Origin of the sequence: Tolypothrix sp. FACHB-123 (assembly GCF_014697075.1) — a bacterium.
GTDB lineage: Bacteria > Cyanobacteriota > Cyanobacteriia > Cyanobacteriales > Nostocaceae > Aulosira.
Genome location: NZ_JACJRE010000162.1, coordinates 1 through 1,612 on the forward strand (window position 1 = coordinate 1; position 1,612 = coordinate 1,612).

The following is a 1,612-nucleotide window of genomic DNA, read 5'->3' on the forward strand; positions in this document are numbered from 1 at the left end:
TGCTTCTAATAGTTTCATTTGCACCCCAAAATACGATACTACAAGCACCTTATATTAGAGGACGCAAATTATCTTAAGTCCAGAGGATTGGTTCGCGACCACCTATCGCGAACCAATTTCCTTTTCCACATCCCGTGAAAAGTCAGAAAGATATGCTTACACTAGACCGCAAAAAAACATCAGCCCTCCCTTACAGCGTTCTCAACAACAGCATTAAAGAAACCTTCGCTGCCATTGACCGATTTGAATGGCAAGTTGTCGATGAGATTCTGCAAATGCGAGAGAATCAGATTTATCGTGAAGCTGGCTACAAGACTTTTGAGGAATACTGCCAAGCTGAATTATCAGCCTGGGGTGGCTACCGGAGAATCAATCAACTGCTAGGGGCGAAAAAAGTAATTGATGCAGCTGATAAGTTAAGCGAACACATCAAGAATGAACGCCAAGCCCGTCCATTACTGCGTTTGGTCAAGGAACCAGAGAAACTTAAAGCTGCTGTAGCGATCGCACTAGAAGAAAACCCTTCTCCCAGTGAATCAGACTTTGCTGCTGCGGCTAATAAAGTTCTTCCTCGTCCTCCACGGAAAAAAATTCAGGAACCATTGGTTCCCAAAACCAACAAAGTCAAAGTTACATCACCAACTCACCCCAGGTATGAAGAAGAAGGAACTATTGAGACAGATGCACCCAATGCTTTGCAGCAAATTGTTATATGGGCTGATGGCACCAGAGAATTAGTTAATAATACTGATTTGGATGCTTCGACTGTCCCTTTAGCTCCAGAGAGAACATATCCATCTCAATACGTTGAAGCAATCGCACAACTCAAGCAACAGCATCAGCAGGAATTAGAACGGCTAGAGCAGGAGTTGAGGATTGGACTACAAGCTGAGGCTACAGCTAAAGCAGAACAACAAGTACAAGAACAACTGACCGCTTTACAAAATCTGTTTCAGCAGAACAAAGAAGAAAACATCCAGTTACAGCAACGACTTGATGAGTTGGAAGAATTGAGGCAGTTGGAGTTTGAAAACCAGCAACTAAAACAACGTATTCAGGAACTAGAAAACGCTGTACAACAACGGCCTGCTCAAGAATGGGGCAACACTCTGACTAAACAAGCAACTAAAGCCCTGAACAAGCAGGTCAAGCCAGCCTTAGACCAAACAATTGATCTGCGATCGCTTGCTCTTGAACCACCAAAGGAGAATGCCCAAGAGTGCTTACGGCTGATGGGTATAGCGTTGGGCAATCTGGCCAGCGCTATGAACAATACCCAAGCCCTGCAAGCTGCGGCGTTAATTTTGGGGAGTGAACCAACACCGATTGCGATCGCATATCGTGTAGAACAATTGCAACTACTGCCTCAAGCTGTTAGCGATATTCGGGCTGTGTTGTCTAAGCCTGGGTGTACTTGGCAGGACTATCTGAGTGTGGCACAAGAGTATGAGCTGATTAAACAAGACTATCTTGTGGAATTGACCTCGCAAGAGATTGAGCTAATCACCACCCAGGGCAAACGCACCTTAAACTGGCACAATTAGGGTTGACGTTTAATTAAATATATGTGTTTCAATCCATGATTGATTTTGATCATCCATGATCCGTTCTC

General features: G+C 44.3%; 1 protein-coding gene. It reads left to right on the top strand.

Annotated features, from left to right (window positions below; genetic code table 11):
• Positions 1-152: 152 nt before the first annotated feature.
• Positions 153-1,544, top strand: coding sequence for a hypothetical protein (locus H6G41_RS34500; RefSeq protein WP_242038164.1), 1,392 nt, complete (start codon positions 153-155; stop codon positions 1,542-1,544).
• The last annotated feature ends 68 nt before the right edge of the window (positions 1,545-1,612 follow it).

Coding starts and splice junctions, on each gene's coding strand:
- H6G41_RS34500 (WP_242038164.1), top strand. CDS start 153: ATGCTTACACTAGACCGCAAAAAAACATCAGCCCTCCCTTACAGCGTT.